This window comes from Salinicola aestuarinus (assembly GCF_003206645.1).
Lineage (GTDB): Bacteria > Pseudomonadota > Gammaproteobacteria > Pseudomonadales > Halomonadaceae > Salinicola > Salinicola aestuarinus.
Genome location: NZ_PZJP01000005.1, coordinates 1 through 12,080, shown reverse-complemented (window position 1 = coordinate 12,080; position 12,080 = coordinate 1). Strand labels below are relative to the sequence as shown.

The following is a 12,080-nucleotide window of genomic DNA, read 5'->3' as shown; positions in this document are numbered from 1 at the left end:
CTGAGCCGCACCCGCGACGGCTCGCACAGACAAGGATTGGACGACATGCTGGTGATCCCCGCGATCGATCTCAAAGACGGGCAGTGCGTGCGCCTCAAGCAGGGCCGCATGGAAGATGCGACGTCCTACGGCGACGACCCTGTCGCCATGGCGGCGCGTTGGGTCGAGGCGGGGGCACGCCGACTGCATCTGGTCGATCTCAACGGCGCCTTCGAAGGCAAGCCGGTCAACGGCGAGGCGGTCACCGCCATCGCCCGCGCCTACCCCGACCTGCCGATCCAGATCGGCGGCGGCATCAGAAGCCTCGACACCATCGCGCACTATCTCGAGGCCGGGGTCGGCTACGTGATCATCGGCACCAAGGCGGTGAAGCAGCCCGAATTCGTCGGCGAGGCGTGCCGTGCCTTCCCGGGCCGCGTGATCGTCGGTCTCGACGCCCGCGACGGCTTCGTTGCCACCGACGGCTGGGCAGAAGTCTCCACGATCAAGGCAGTGGATCTCGCCAGGCGCTTTCGCGACGACGGCGTTTCCTCGATCGTCTATACCGACATCGCTCGCGACGGCATGATGCAGGGCGTCAACGTCGAGGCCACCGCGACTCTCGCGCGTGACGGCGGCCTACCGGTAATCGCCTCCGGCGGGGTGACCAACCTCGATGACATTCGTGCCCTGGCCGAGGTCGCCGATAGCGGTATCATCGGCGCAATCACCGGGCGGGCGATCTACGAAGGCTCCCTCGACGTCGCCCACGCCCAGCAGCTCAGCGATGACATCCGCGCCGGAGGCGCCAAGACATGACGCTCGCCAAACGCATCATCCCGTGTCTCGACGTCGACGCCGGCCGCGTGGTCAAGGGTGTCAATTTCCTCGGCATTCGCGACGCCGGTGACCCGGTGGAGATCGCCAAGCGCTACAATCAGCAGGGCGCTGACGAGATCACCTTTCTCGACATCACCGCGAGTCACGAGGATCGCGACACCACGGTGGAGATGGTCGAGCGTATCGCCGGGGAAGTCTTCATCCCGCTGACGGTCGGCGGTGGCATCCGCCGCTGCGAGGACATCCGCACCATGCTCAACGCGGGTGCCGATAAGGTATCGATCAATACCGCCGCGGTGACGAACCCGGACTTCGTCCGCGAGGCGGCCGAGCGCTTCGGTAGCCAGTGCATCGTGGTCGCGATCGACGCCAAGCGGGTGAGCGACGACAACGAGACGCCACGCTGGGAGATCTTTACCCACGGTGGACGTCGTCCGACCGGGCTTGATGCCGTCGAGTGGGCGCGCAAGATGGTGGCGTACGGTGCGGGCGAGCTGCTGTTGACCAGCATGGATCGGGACGGCACCAAGGCGGGCTTCGATATCGGCGTTACCCGCGCCATCAGCGATGCGGTCGAGGTGCCGATCATCGCCTCCGGCGGCGTGGGCAACCTCGACCATCTGGTCGCGGGCGTGAGAGAGGGCGGTGCCGACGCCGTGCTCGCCGCCAGCATCTTCCACTTCGGTGAATACACGATCCCCGATGCCAAGCGCTACATGGCCGAGCACGGCCTGGAAATGCGCCTGTAGGCATCAGCCTGACCCTCGGCAGGACGTCAACGCCGCCGCGCCCTCGGACGATTCCAAAGGCGCGGCGGCGTTGTTTCAGGGGCGGCGATACGGCTCAGGGAAGGTAACGCGGCTTTATTACCCCACCGAGCTCCGAATACGGAATCGTCAGCGTCGGCTGACCGATGGCGTAAGGACCCAGCTCGTAGACCTGATACTTGACCGAAAGCCCCTCTGCCAGCGGCGCGGCATTGCCGGAGGTCGACAGCGGCCAGTTCGCCTCGTTGACCATAATGTCGTCGCCATCCATCCAGCGTTGATGCGCCCGCGCCAACGCGCGCTCGTAGGCGGGATGCTGCCCCGGCAGCAGCATGTCGTCCAGCGAGACCACCGTCAGGGTGTCGCGGTCGATCACCATATAGTCGGTGAGTGGCAGACCATGGGCGCCGCCGCTGAAGAGATAGCCGTCGAGCTGGATGACCCGCGCGTGGCGGTTGTCGGCGACCACCTGTGCCCCGAGGTCGGCGACGTAACTTGGCACACCGTCCGTTCGACGCGGCTCGCGACTCGCCGCCGCGAAGACGCGGCCCGCGAAGGCGTCGAACGACGGTGCGCCGCCATCGGCGCTGTCGCTGATGCCACCAGCGAGCCCGAAGAGGCGCCGCTCGAGATCGGCGCTGAGCGCCGGCGACGCGGGAAACCTCAGGTAGTCGGCCTCGACGGTGGCACAGCCGTCTCCCGAACACCCCGGCTCGTGTGCGCTTTTGACCACCGGCTCGGTGCGTAGCGCGTCGTTACCTTCTCTATCGCCAAGGCTTTGACAGCCCGCCAGCAGCAGCGAGACCAGCCCCAGCGCTCCCAGCGCGCAACGTCCCTGCATGCCCTTCTCCCTGAGTGATACCGATTACGACCTTCGACCTTGAGCCTAGTCGTTTTCGATAACGTCGTGAGAGTGGGACGATGCGGGGCCGGCGCGTCTCACGGCTCGAGGCGTCGCCTCAGTCGAGCGTGAGCCCGAGATTGCTGACGCCACCGTTTCGCCCCAGCGTTCTCAGGTCTCGCATCGCCTCACCGTTCTCAACCGCTTCCAGCACGGCGTCCTGAAAGTCGTGCTCGTCCTGCATCAAAGGGTGCTCGCGACACAGCGCATCGAGCTGCTCGGCGTCCTCCGTTCCCTCACTCATCTCGATCATCGCGCGGACACCGTTGCGCGACACCCGGCTGACATCAATCACTGACTCCGAGGCCTCCGAGCGAAGTGCATCCAACAGCGTCGTTACGGCCATGATGGTCTCGGTCGCGCGGCGCGCGCCAAAGCTGTCGTCTTCCGAGAGTGGCTCGATCGCCGCGAGCTTCTCGGCCTGTTTGTCGAAGTCGATCTTCGCCGACTTGACGTTGAGCGACTCCCACACGAGATCGATGACGTTATACAGCATGGCCGGGTCGCCGACCGCGTTGACGTGGGCGTAAAGCACGTAGTTGGGCACCAGCCTTTCGGCAGTGGCGGCCATGAACGCGATCGCCTGGCGGCGGTCGAGCTTGCGCAGCCGCACGTTGAAGCTTTCCTGAGTCGAGGCCATGTCTTCTCCTGTCATGATGGCGGGGGTCTTCCCTCCGCCGAGTGTCTCGCGAGCCGTTGCCGCCTGCCGGACCTATCGCCTACGCTTCGCTCAATCAGGCCAGAGCCGCTGAGCCGGGACTCGGCCGGTCGCATCAAACACCACGCCCTCGGCCTGCAGCTTCTCGCGCTGACGCCCGGCCCCTCCGTGATCCGCGAGTCGACGCGAAGCGCCGATCACCCGATGCCACGGCAGCTGATGCCCCGCCGGCAGCGTTCGCATGGCGGTTCCAACGGACCGGGCGCTCGCGCCTTCGGTCATCCGGGCAATCCGGCCGTAGGTGGTCACTCGCCCTGCCGGCACCGAGGCGACGATGGTGTAGATCTGTTCGAGAATCTCCGCGCGCATCGCGATCTCCGCTTCGCTCTCGCTTGTGGCGACGCCTTCACGCCTCCATGATGACTGAATCATGCATATCTACTTTCTTCAGCACGACCCCCTTCTCGGCCCCGCGCGTTTGGCCGACTGGCTCGAGGGTATGGGCCACAGCCACAACCACTGCCGACTCGACGACGGCGAACTGCCGCCCCCGCTGGACCACTGCGATGGACTGATCGTGCTCGATGCGCTGACGCCCCCGGCACCGGCGCTGGCAAAACGCGAACGCAAGCTGATCGATCGCGCGCTCAGAAGCCGCAAGCCGGTGCTGGGCATCGGCTACGGCGCGGGGCTGATCGCCGAGGCGCTGGGCGCGATCGTCTCCCCGGCGGTCGTGCCCGAAGCCGGCTGGCACTCGGTGACCCTGGACCCTGCGAGTCCCTTCGACCTGCCCGAGTCCTTCGACGTCCTGCTGTGGCACCGCGATATCTTCGGCCTGCCGGATGCCGCGTTACCGCTCGGTCATACCGCTGACGGTCCAGTGCAGGGATTCGCCTGGGACCTCGGCCGCGTGGTGGCACTGCAGTGCCACCTCGAGCTCGACGCCGTCCGCACCCGTGCGCTCCAGCAGACGGTCGACCCGCGGCGAACCCAGCGTCCGCCGCTGCCGGCAGATGTGCTGGACGATCCGCGGCGCTTCGACCACCAGTCGGCGGCGCTCGACCGCGTGCTGACCCAGTGGCTCGCCGCGCCCTGACCGCCGCCGCGCTCAGGCGTGGGTCTGGCGCTGCTCCCACGCCTGGGCGAACTCGAGACAGCTCTGCCAGTCGCCGACATGCAGCGTGGGCCGTGGCCGAACCTCGAGCTGGTGGCGATACATCGGGTCGTAGTACTCCTTCAATAGCGGGGCGAGCCAGGCGTCGTGCGCCTGGGTGCCTGTGCTGGCTTGCCGTTCGAAGGCGCGCTGCTGGGCGTCGAGCAGCGCGTTCAAGCGAGCACTGCCGAGGCGCTTGCCCAGACGCTTGAGCGCGCCGGAGAGCTGCTTGCGAAAGAGAATCTCGCCGAGCCAATCGCCATAGTGGCGGTAGTAAAGCGCGACGAGATCGTCGATGTAATCGCGCCGGATCTGCTCGAGCCGCCACGCCAGCGGCATCTCGACACGGATCGTCGGCGCCTCCTTCATCACCTGCCAGAAGCCGGTGGGGATCGCGAGCCGTCCGATGCGCTGGGACTCGTCCTCGATCACGCGACCGCCGGCGATACGGCTCAGATCCAGCGTGAGATCGTGCTCGAAATCGATCTGCGACGGCCCCGCCAGCGGATGCTGGCCGAAGGCGGACCCCTTGTGGCGGGCGTGCCCCTCCAGGTCGACGCCCCCCGCGAGGCGATTGACCAGCGAGGTCTTGGCGCAGCCGGTGAGCCCGGCGACCAGCAGCGTCGGCCCCGGGCTTCGTGTATCAAGCTGTTCGATCATCCGATTGCGCATCGCCTTCCAGCCACCGCGAATGCGCGGGATCTCGATGCCCTGCTCGGCCAGCCAGCGCTGTACGGTCTGCGAACGCATCCCGCCGCGAAAGCAGTAGAGCACGCTCTCCGGCGCCGCTCGAATGTGCTGCGCCCACGCCTCGAGACGCTGCCGACGACGCTCGCCTGAGACCAGGCGATTGCCCAGCTCCACCGCCGCGGCCTGCCCCGCATGGCGGTAGCGCGTGCCGACCTCGCGACGCTCGTCGTCGTCCATCAGTGGTAGATTGATCGCCCCCGGCAGGCTACCGGCAGCGAACTCGATCGGGGCGCGCACGTCGATCAACGGGCGTCCAAGCAGCGACAGGTCCGCGTCGATGAGCGTCGCGTCAGTGTTCGATCCCGGCGTCGGACTCAACCGCGCACCTCGATCGTGACTTGGCCCTTGATGGCCTCGCGGCACTCGCCGAACGCCTGAAGATCGAGCCGGTACTCGCGGCCGATACGCTCGACGTCATCCGCCCACGCCGGGTCGACCGCCAGCAGCAGCCCGCCGGAGGTCTGGGGGTCGCAAAGCCACTGCCAATGCGCCTCGTCCATCTCCGCCAACGCGGCGCCGATCGCCTCGCGGTTGCGCCCGGCGCCGCCGGGGACCGCGCCCTGTCGGCGGTACGCTTCCGCCTCGGCGAGCCGCGGCAAACGGCTGAAATCGATGTGAGCCGCCACCTCGCTGGCGGCACAGACTTCACTCAGATGCCCTGCCAGCCCAAAGCCGGTGACGTCGGTCATGGCGTGCACGCCCGCTACCTTGGCGAGCGCCTGGCCGATGTCATTGGGAATCAGCATGGTTTCTCGCGCCAACCCCTGATGACCGGCTTCCAGCTTGCCCTGTTTCTCCGCGGTGGTGAGAATGCCGACGCCAAGCGGCTTGGTCAGATAGAGCTGATCCCCGGGCTTGGCCCCACTGTTGAGCTTGAGATTGTCGAGATCCACCAAGCCATTGACCGATAGCCCGAAGATCGGCTCAGGCGCGTCGATGGAGTGGCCGCCGGCAAGCGCCAGCCCCAGCTTGCGACAGACCGCCTGGGCGCCGGCGACCACGTCACCGGCGACGTCGGCCGGGATCTTGTCGATGGGCCAGCCGAGGATGCCCAGTGCCATGATCGGCTCCCCGCCCATGGCGTAGACATCACTGATGGCGTTGGTCGCGGCGATACGGCCGAAATCGAAGGGATCGTCGACGATCGGCGTGAAGAAATCGGTGGTGGAGATCAGCCCGCGGCCATCGCCGAGGTCATAGACGGCCGCATCCTCGCGGCCCTGATTGCCGACGATCAACCGATGGCTGCCCGCGCCCGGCCCCGCCTTGGCAAGAATGCGGTCGAGCACGTCGGGGGCGATCTTGCAGCCACAGCCGGCGCCGTGGCTGTACTGGGTCAAGCGGATGGCACTCATGGTGATGCTCCTCGTCGGCGGCGTCGATGATCAGTCGTTTGCGGCGAAATCGTTGGCATCGGTAATGGCTGACGCCGGTTACCGGTGCAGGCAGTGTAACCGAGGTGGACCGGCGACTCAGAGCGCCTCGATCGCTTCGGCGAGTTTGTCGACGGCGACGATCTCCATCCCGGGCGGTGCCTTTTTGGGTGCGTTGCCCTTGGGCACGATGGCCCGGGTGAAGCCGTGCTTGGCGGCCTCGACGATACGCTCCTGGCCGCTCGGCACCGGCCGGATCTCGCCGGAGAGGCCAACCTCGCCGAACACCACCAGCTCTCGAGGCAGCGGCTGGTTCTTGAGGCTCGAAACCACCGCGATCAGGACCGCCAGATCGGCACTGGTCTCGAGCACCTTGACCCCACCGACCACGTTGAGAAAGACGTCCTGGTCGCCGGTGAAGAGCCCGCCGTGCTTGTGCAACACGGCGAGCAGCATCGCAAGCCGGTTGTGATCGAGCCCGACCGCGACGCGGCGCGGGTTGCCCAGGGCCGATTCGTCGAGCAGCGCCTGCACCTCGACGAGGATCGGCCGGGTGCCCTCCCAGACCACCATGACCAGGCTGCCGGAGGCGAGCTCTTCCCCGCGAGAGAGAAAGATCGCGCTGGGATTCTTCACTTCCTTGAGGCCGAGTTCGAGCATGGCGAAGACACCCAGCTCGTTGACCGCGCCGAAACGGTTCTTCTGGCCACGCAGGGTGCGGAATCGAGAGTCGCTGCCGCCTTCGAGCAGCAGTGACGCATCGATCATGTGCTCGAGCACCTTGGGCCCGGCGAGCGAACCATCCTTGGTGACGTGGCCGACCAGCAGCAACACCGTATTGGTCTGCTTGGCAAACCGAGTGAGCGCAGCGGCGGACTCGCGAACCTGGGCAACACCGCCGGGTGCGGAGCCGATATCCTCCAGGTGCATGGTCTGGATCGAGTCGATGATCAGGATCTCAGGGCGCTCGCGCTCGGCGACGGCGAGCAGCGTCTCGACGCTGGTCTCGGCGAGCATCTTGAGCCCCTGAGTCGGCAACTGCAGCCGGTGTGCGCGCATGGCAACCTGGGAGAGCGACTCTTCGCCGGTGACGTAGAGCGCGCGCTTGCTCTGCGCCAGCCGACACGCGGTCTGCAGCAGCAGGGTCGACTTGCCGGCGCCGGGGTGGCCACCCAGCAGCACCGCAGAGCCCGGTACGAGACCGCCGCCGAGCACTCGGTCGAACTCGTCGAAGGTGGAGCTGAAACGCGGCACCTCGGTGAGGTCGACGCCAGACAGATCGACCACTTCTCTGGTCAGGGCGCCAGCGTAGCCGCCCCGGCCGCCACCGCTGGGGGTCGCGCTGCCGGCGCCGGGACGGGAGGCCCCGAGACGAATCTCGCTCAGGGAGTTCCACTCGCGACAGTTGCTACACTGGCCCTGCCACTTGGTGAATTCGGCACCGCACTCGGTGCAGACGTAGGCGCTTTTCGCTTTGGCCACGCGGGTCTCTCTCTATCAAAACGGATACGGCCAGCGCGCAACGCCAGGCAGGCCATCGCCTGTTGTGCCGCCTGGCCGTCACCGTGCAGAACCCTACCCATACCTGGCTGACAAAGGCTCGCCGAGGCAGGCCCTATAAAAACAAAGGGCGGCCAATGGCCGCCCTCGATCACCTCGCCCCCGTTACTGGCGGGTCAGGCGCAGCATCTGGCCGTTTTCGAACTGGCGACGCTGCGGGTCGATCAGCTCAAGGGTGCTGTCGTCGATCTTCTGGAAGTAGTAGACCTGCCCCTCACCCTCAGGCGTCAGTTCGTAGACTGTTGCCTGCGGATCGACGGCGGTACCGGTCATGACGTCCCACAGCCCTTCGTACTGCTCGGGATCCGGGTTCTGCGGATGGTTGCGGTAGTCTGCCTCGAGCTCGAAGGTACGCGCCTCGGGCTGCGAGGTTTCGCTGCCATGGAGATCGACGGTCAAATCGATGCCGTCGCAGCTGCGGCAAGGCAGCGTGCCCTGATAGGTGGTCGTGGCACCGGAAGCGCTCGTCTCACTCTCGCCGGGGCCAGTCTGCGTTCCCCCGCTGGCACAGCCTGCCAGTAGGGCTACCGTGGCGGCGCTGGCCAGCAACGTCCTGATTTGCATTTCGCTTCTCCTTACTTCTGGGCCATTCCGGCCGCGTGGGCGGCCACTGTCTACAGAATAGCGGCTACCGCCCACGCTGACACCCCATTCCCGCCGGGGTCGCGTATGCGGCGGTCGGCGCAACCGACTGTCGCGTCACGTTAAACGCGGTCGCGCCGTCCGCTGGGTGACGCTCTCAGCCGTGGGCGAGTGCAGGGTAGTCGGTGTACCCCTCGGCACCACCACCGTAGAAGGTATTCGGGTCGGGCTCGTTGAGATCGGCGTCCTGACGGAAACGCGCCACCAGATCCGGGTTGGCGATGTAGGGGCGCCCGAATGCGGCGGCATCACCATACCCTGCGTCGATCATCGCTTCGGCACGCTCGGCGGTGTAGTGGCCGCAGTAGATGAGGGTACGAGAGAAGCGGCTACGCAGGTCGCGGCGGAACGCGTCGGTCAGCTGAGGGCCCTCGCCGGTCCAGTCGGGCTCGTTGACGTGCAGGTAGGCGATACCCCGGCGGTCCAGCTCGCTGGCCAGGTAATTCATCATCGCCTGCGGCTCGTCATCGGTGAGACCGAAAATCTCGATGAACGGCGACAGCCGCACGCCGACCCGGCCGCTACCGATCTCCGCGCTGACAGCGTCGACGACCTCGAGCAGCAGCCGTGCCCGGTTGACGATACTGCCGCCATAGCGGTCGGTGCGCTGGTTGCTGCCGGTTGCCAGGAACTGCTGCAGGAGATAGGCGTTGGCGGCGTGGACTTCCACCATGTCAAAGCCGGCACGCTTAGCGCGACGCGTTGCCTGGCGGTAGTCGTCGATCAGCGCGGGGATCTCGTCGAGCTCGAGCGCTCGCGGCGTACTGGTCGGCTGCTGCCCGGCGCTGCCGTCGGCGAATTCGGCGAAGCAGTTGGCGCCCTCGGCGCGCAGCGCACTCGGGGCCACCGGCTGCTGGCCTTCGGGCTGAACGATCTCATGCGAGATTCGCCCGACGTGCCAGAGCTGCAGCGCCATGCGGCCACCGGCTTCATGGACGGCGCTGACCACGCGCTGCCAGCCGGCTTCCTGGGCATCGGTCCAGATACCCGGGGTATAGACATAGCCACGCGCCGTCGGCGAGATATTGGTCGCTTCGCTGATGATCAGTCCGGCGCCGGCGCGCTGGGCGTAGTATTCGACCTGAAGATCGCCCGGGATGCTGTCCGGTGTGCGAGCGCGGGTGAGCGGCGCCATGAGCACGCGATTGTCCAGCGCGACGTCGCCCATGGTGATGTCGGAAAGCAGTTGCGGATAAGCCATGATAGTCCTTGTCCAGACCGGATCCTCACGATGAACGGTGACAGATACGGTTTCCGGTTCGCTGTACGTGCCATCTAGATGCGGCCGATAGGCGGCGAATCAACCCCTTGCCACACCCGGCGACGAACTTGCGCAGCGTTATCTCAAGGGCCAGTATGGCGACATTCCTTCCGTTAACTATTGTGCATCCCGCCGCGAGAGACCATGAGCCGATTCTGGAGCCCCGCCGTTCGCGCCCTGACGCCCTACGTACCGGGCGAGCAGCCGCGCGAAAAACTGATCAAGCTCAACACCAATGAAAATCCCTACCCGCCGTCACCGCGGGTGGAGCGGGTACTGACGGAATTCGACCGCACACGACTGCGCCGCTACCCGGACCCGGATTCGCAGGCCCTGCGTGAGGCACTGGCGCGCGCTCACGGGGTCGAGCCCGAGCAGGTCTTCGTGGGCAATGGTTCCGATGAAGTGCTGGCGCTCGCGTTTCAGGCCTTCTTCTGCCAGGACGCCGCGCTGCTGATGCCGGCCATCAGCTACAGCTTCTATCCGGTCTACTGCAAGCTCTACGGCATCGACTATCGCACCATCGCCCTCGACGACCGCTGGGAAGTCTCACTGGAGGCGTTCGATGCGGACAACGGCGGGGTGATTTTCGCCAATCCCAATGCCCCCACCGGCCACGGCCATTCGCGCTCGGCAATCGCCTCGCTGCTTGAACGGGTTCGCGATAGCGTCGTACTGGTGGACGAGGCCTACGTGGACTTCGGTGGCGAGAGTGCCGTGCCACTGATCGACGAACATCCGAATCTGCTCGTGACAGGGACGCTCTCCAAGTCACGCAGCCTGGCCGGGCTGCGTCTGGGCTTCGCCATCGGCTCGCGGGAGTTGATCGAGGGGCTGGAGCGGGTGAAGAACTCCTTCAACTCCTATCCGGTGGACATGCTGGCGAGCGATGTCGCGATCGCCGCCCTCGATGACGAGGCGCATTTTCGTGACTGCTGCGAACGCGTGATGGCAACCCGAGAGTGGACACGCCGTGAACTGGTGGCGCTTGGGTTCAAGGTACTTCCCTCACAGGCGAACTTCCTGTTCGTCCGACATCCGCGCCTCGAGGGCGAATCCCTGTTCGCCGGGCTCCGCGAGCGCGGGGTCCTCGTACGTCACTTCGATCGCGATGGCCTGAGAGATTTCCTGCGGGTCTCCATCGGCACCGACGACGAGATGAAGCACTTCATCGATGCGCTGACAGAGATCGTCTAGCTCGCGCCGGCAAGGCGCGTCTCACCAGGGAATGCGCTTTCCGGCCCAGTCCCAGAAACTGCCGCTCTCTTCAGGGCGGCGGTCCGTCATCACCTGCAACAGTGAATCGGCAACGAAGGCTGGCGTGAACAGTTTCCCCTCGGGAACGCTGGCCTGAAACGGCTCGGAGAGCCGGGTATCCGTAGTACCGGGATGCAGGCAGAGCACTATCGCCTGGCGGTTGTAACGAGCCAGTTCGATGGCCGCCGTGCGCAACAGCATGTTGTGCGCGGCCTTGCTGGCCCGATAGCCATACCAGCCGCCAAACCCGTTGTCCTCGATCGACCCCACTCGCGCAGAGAGGCTCGCGACCAGCGCGGGATGCCCCCCTTTGAGTGACCGGCTCAGCGCCTTGATCAGCAACGCCGGCGTACTCGCGTTGACATGAAAGAGCGTCGCCAGGGCCGCGGCGTCCAGCGATTCCAGACGCTTCTCCGGCGCGATGTTGCCTGCCGGGTCGTGCAACATCCCTACCGTATTGAACAACAGGTGCAAAGGCTCGTCGCCGACGCTCGCCGCGACCTGTGATAGCCCATCTGCGGTCGTGATATCCGCCTGGATGCCAATGACTCGCTCATCGCCGAACGCCGTCGGGCGGCGCGAGATCGCGTAGACCTTCCCGACCTCGGTTGTCTCGAGCAGGCGCTCGATCATGGCGCCCCCGATCCCCCCGCCGGCACCGGTGACGAGAGCCGTGAATCGAGACGCTAGCTGGTCCAGCATGATGTGACTCTCCCTGGCGTGACTCTAAAACCAGCTTAGCCGCTCGGCGCCGCCTAGCCCAGACGAGGCTGGCGCCTCGCCCGAATGTTCGCTTTCGGTGAGCGTAGAAGCGTGGCGGAATCACAGATGGGCGCAGAGCCGGAGAAACGGCGTCTAAGACAAGGGCGCAATGGGAGCGAGACCGCCCACATCGCCAGGGTCGGCCGAGGCCGACCGACGGCCCGCGGCGGTCTTTTC

At 66.1% G+C, this 12,080-nt stretch carries 13 protein-coding genes; 4 read left to right on the top strand and 9 right to left on the bottom strand.

Annotated features, from left to right (window positions below):
- Positions 1-45 precede the first annotated feature (45 nt).
- Together hisA and hisF are read left to right on the top strand one after the other, a co-directional pair.
- Positions 46-798, top strand: a complete 753-nt coding sequence (gene hisA, locus DOM41_RS05560) for a 1-(5-phosphoribosyl)-5-[(5-phosphoribosylamino)methylideneamino]imidazole-4-carboxamide isomerase (protein ID WP_110685864.1) — start codon at positions 46-48, stop codon at positions 796-798.
- Positions 795-1,568, top strand: coding sequence for an imidazole glycerol phosphate synthase subunit HisF (gene hisF / locus DOM41_RS05555; protein WP_110685863.1), 774 nt, complete (start codon positions 795-797; stop codon positions 1,566-1,568). The genes hisA and hisF overlap by 4 nt, the downstream gene beginning before the upstream one ends.
- A 94-nt stretch (positions 1,569-1,662) precedes the next feature.
- Here hisF and DOM41_RS05550 read toward each other — a convergent pair whose 3' ends face one another.
- The 3 genes from DOM41_RS05550 to DOM41_RS05540 form a co-directional block, all read right to left on the bottom strand.
- The gene (locus DOM41_RS05550) at positions 1,663-2,427 is read right to left on the bottom strand and encodes an RsiV family protein (RefSeq protein WP_110685862.1); all 765 of its coding nucleotides are present in this window, start codon (positions 2,425-2,427) and stop codon (positions 1,663-1,665) included.
- Positions 2,428-2,545: 118 nt separating this feature from the next.
- Positions 2,546-3,127 carry a YjaG family protein gene (locus DOM41_RS05545; protein ID WP_110685861.1) on the bottom strand — a complete coding sequence of 194 codons (582 nt, stop codon included), beginning with the start codon at positions 3,125-3,127 and terminating at the stop codon, positions 2,546-2,548.
- Positions 3,128-3,217: 90 nt separating this feature from the next.
- Positions 3,218-3,514, bottom strand: coding sequence for an MGMT family protein (locus tag DOM41_RS05540; protein ID WP_110686616.1), 297 nt, complete (start codon positions 3,512-3,514; stop codon positions 3,218-3,220).
- 61 nt (positions 3,515-3,575) lie between these two features.
- On the opposite strand from DOM41_RS05540, the gene DOM41_RS05535 reads away from it, so the two are divergent.
- A complete protein-coding gene (locus DOM41_RS05535) occupies positions 3,576-4,241 on the top strand; it encodes a type 1 glutamine amidotransferase (protein WP_110685860.1) in 666 nt (221 codons plus the stop codon).
- Positions 4,242-4,253: 12 nt separating this feature from the next.
- Here the strand turns inward: DOM41_RS05535 and mnmH are convergent, their stop codons facing one another.
- The 5 genes from mnmH to DOM41_RS05510 form a co-directional block, all read right to left on the bottom strand.
- Positions 4,254-5,366, bottom strand: a complete 1,113-nt coding sequence (gene mnmH / locus DOM41_RS05530) for a tRNA 2-selenouridine(34) synthase MnmH (protein ID WP_110685859.1) — start codon at positions 5,364-5,366, stop codon at positions 4,254-4,256.
- Positions 5,363-6,403 carry a selenide, water dikinase SelD gene (gene selD, locus DOM41_RS05525; RefSeq protein ID WP_110685858.1) on the bottom strand — a complete coding sequence of 347 codons (1,041 nt, stop codon included), beginning with the start codon at positions 6,401-6,403 and terminating at the stop codon, positions 5,363-5,365. The genes mnmH and selD overlap by 4 nt, the downstream gene beginning before the upstream one ends.
- Positions 6,404-6,520: 117 nt before the next feature.
- Positions 6,521-7,903, bottom strand: a complete 1,383-nt coding sequence (radA, locus tag DOM41_RS05520; protein ID WP_110685857.1) for a DNA repair protein RadA — start codon at positions 7,901-7,903, stop codon at positions 6,521-6,523.
- Positions 7,904-8,086: 183 nt separating this feature from the next.
- On the bottom strand, positions 8,087-8,545 hold the full coding sequence (locus tag DOM41_RS05515) for a copper resistance protein NlpE N-terminal domain-containing protein (protein ID WP_110685856.1): 459 nt from the start codon (positions 8,543-8,545) through the stop codon (positions 8,087-8,089).
- A 175-nt stretch (positions 8,546-8,720) separates the two neighbouring features.
- Positions 8,721-9,824 carry an alkene reductase gene (locus tag DOM41_RS05510; protein ID WP_110685855.1) on the bottom strand — a complete coding sequence of 368 codons (1,104 nt, stop codon included), beginning with the start codon at positions 9,822-9,824 and terminating at the stop codon, positions 8,721-8,723.
- A 204-nt stretch (positions 9,825-10,028) separates the two neighbouring features.
- On the opposite strand from DOM41_RS05510, the gene hisC reads away from it, so the two are divergent.
- Complete coding sequence (hisC, locus tag DOM41_RS05505; protein ID WP_110685854.1) at positions 10,029-11,081, top strand: histidinol-phosphate transaminase; 1,053 nt, start codon at positions 10,029-10,031, stop codon at positions 11,079-11,081.
- A 21-nt stretch (positions 11,082-11,102) separates the two neighbouring features.
- Here hisC and DOM41_RS05500 read toward each other — a convergent pair whose 3' ends face one another.
- Positions 11,103-11,843, bottom strand: coding sequence for an SDR family NAD(P)-dependent oxidoreductase (locus DOM41_RS05500; protein WP_110685853.1), 741 nt, complete (start codon positions 11,841-11,843; stop codon positions 11,103-11,105).
- Between the last annotated feature and the right edge of the window lie 237 nt (positions 11,844-12,080).

Bases quoted from the DNA above. Each gene is read 5' to 3' on its own strand.
- selD (WP_110685858.1), bottom strand. From the start codon at position 6,403: ATGAGTGCCATCCGCTTGACCCAGTACAGCCACGGCGCCGGCTGTGGC.
- DOM41_RS05550 (WP_110685862.1), bottom strand. From the start codon at position 2,427: ATGCAGGGACGTTGCGCGCTGGGAGCGCTGGGGCTGGTCTCGCTGCTG.
- DOM41_RS05540 (WP_110686616.1), bottom strand. From the start codon at position 3,514: ATGCGCGCGGAGATTCTCGAACAGATCTACACCATCGTCGCCTCGGTG.
- DOM41_RS05500 (WP_110685853.1), bottom strand. From the start codon at position 11,843: ATGCTGGACCAGCTAGCGTCTCGATTCACGGCTCTCGTCACCGGTGCC.
- hisA (WP_110685864.1), top strand. From the start codon at position 46: ATGCTGGTGATCCCCGCGATCGATCTCAAAGACGGGCAGTGCGTGCGC.
- DOM41_RS05535 (WP_110685860.1), top strand. From the start codon at position 3,576: ATGCATATCTACTTTCTTCAGCACGACCCCCTTCTCGGCCCCGCGCGT.
- DOM41_RS05510 (WP_110685855.1), bottom strand. From the start codon at position 9,824: ATGGCTTATCCGCAACTGCTTTCCGACATCACCATGGGCGACGTCGCG.
- hisC (WP_110685854.1), top strand. From the start codon at position 10,029: ATGAGCCGATTCTGGAGCCCCGCCGTTCGCGCCCTGACGCCCTACGTA.
- DOM41_RS05515 (WP_110685856.1), bottom strand. From the start codon at position 8,545: ATGCAAATCAGGACGTTGCTGGCCAGCGCCGCCACGGTAGCCCTACTG.
- DOM41_RS05545 (WP_110685861.1), bottom strand. From the start codon at position 3,127: ATGGCCTCGACTCAGGAAAGCTTCAACGTGCGGCTGCGCAAGCTCGAC.
- hisF (WP_110685863.1), top strand. From the start codon at position 795: ATGACGCTCGCCAAACGCATCATCCCGTGTCTCGACGTCGACGCCGGC.